At 65.9% G+C, this 1,337-nt stretch carries 1 protein-coding gene; it reads right to left on the bottom strand.

Annotated elements, in window-relative coordinates:
- Nucleotides 1-8 precede the first annotated feature (8 nt).
- Nucleotides 9-1,337, bottom strand: a 1,329-nt coding sequence (gene allB, locus QK287_RS18375) for an allantoinase AllB (protein WP_282361129.1), incomplete at its 5' end; no start/stop codon positions are given.

Raw genomic sequence — 1,337 nt, 5'->3', positions numbered from 1 at the left:
GGTGGGGTTTAGATGCCGCCGCGGCGCAGGAGGGTGCCGTGGGGGGTGTGGTTGTTGATGGGGTGGCCGCGGAGGTAGGTTTTGCGGACGACGCCGGAGAGTGCTTTGCCGTCGTAGGGGGTGATGGGGTTTTTGTGCTGGAGTTTGGTGACGTCCACGACGTAGGCCTCGTTGGGGGCGAAGATCGCGAAGTCCGCGTCGTAGCCGAGGGCGATGTGGCCTTTGGTGGTGAGGCGGGCGAGTTCGGCGGGTTTGGCGGCCATCCAGGAGATCACTTGTTCCAGGGCGATGCCGCGGTGGCGGGCTTCGGTCCAGATCAGGGACAGTCCGAGCTGCAGGGAGGAGACCCCGCCCCAGGCGACGGCGAAGTCGCCGTTTTCGAGGTCTTTCAGGTCCAGGGTCGAGGGTGAGTGGTCTGAGACGATGCAGTCGATGGTGCCTTCCTGGAGGCCTTTCCAGAGCAGTTCCCGGTTCGCGGCTTCCCGGATCGGCGGGCAGCATTTGTATGCGGTGGCGCCGTCGGGGATTTCCTCGGCCATCAGTGTCAAATAGTGCGGGCAGGTCTCCACGGTCAGGTGCACGCCGTCGCGTTTGGCCGAGGCGATCATCGGCAGCGCGTCGGAGGAGGACAGGTGCAGGATGTGGGCCCTGGCTCCGGTCCAGCGGGCGCGTTCGATGACTTCGGCGATGGCTTTGTTCTCGGCCCCGCGCGGGCGGGAGGAGAGGAAGTTCGCGTAGTGGTCCCCGCCCGGGTGCGGTGCGCGGTCGATCGCGTGGGAGTCTTCGGCGTGGACGATCATGAGTGAGTCGAAGGATTTCAGCTCGGCCATGTCTGTTTCCATTTCATCGGCCTCCAGGTGCGGGAATTCATCGACCCCGGAGTGGAGCAGGAAACACTTGAACCCGAAGACGCCCTCGTCGTGGAGGCCCCGGAGGTCTTTCAGGTTCCCCGGGACCGCCCCGCCCCAGAACCCGACGTCGACAAACGCCTGGTCCGCGGCGACTTCACGTTTGAGTTTCAACCCTTCGACGGTGGTGGTCGGCGGAATGGAGTTCAGCGGCATGTCGATGATCGTCGTGACGCCCCCGGCCGCGGCGGCCCGGGTCGCGGACGCGAACCCTTCCCACTCCGTGCGGCCCGGTTCGTTGACGTGGACATGGGTATCGACCAGGCCCGGGATCATCGTCTCGTCATCGGCGAGGTCTATGACCTGCGCCCCGGCCAGGGCATTACCCAACGGCTCGATCGCCACGATCCGCCCGCCCCGGATCCCGACCTCCCGCGCCGCGATCCCCGCCGTCGTCAACACACGCCGACCACGAACAACCAAGTCATA

Origin of the sequence: Arthrobacter sp. AL05 (assembly GCF_029960715.1) — a bacterium.
Lineage (GTDB): Bacteria > Actinomycetota > Actinomycetes > Actinomycetales > Micrococcaceae > Arthrobacter.
The sequence above is the reverse complement of the archived record's forward strand: the minus strand, read 5'-3'. Positions and strand labels throughout refer to the sequence as shown.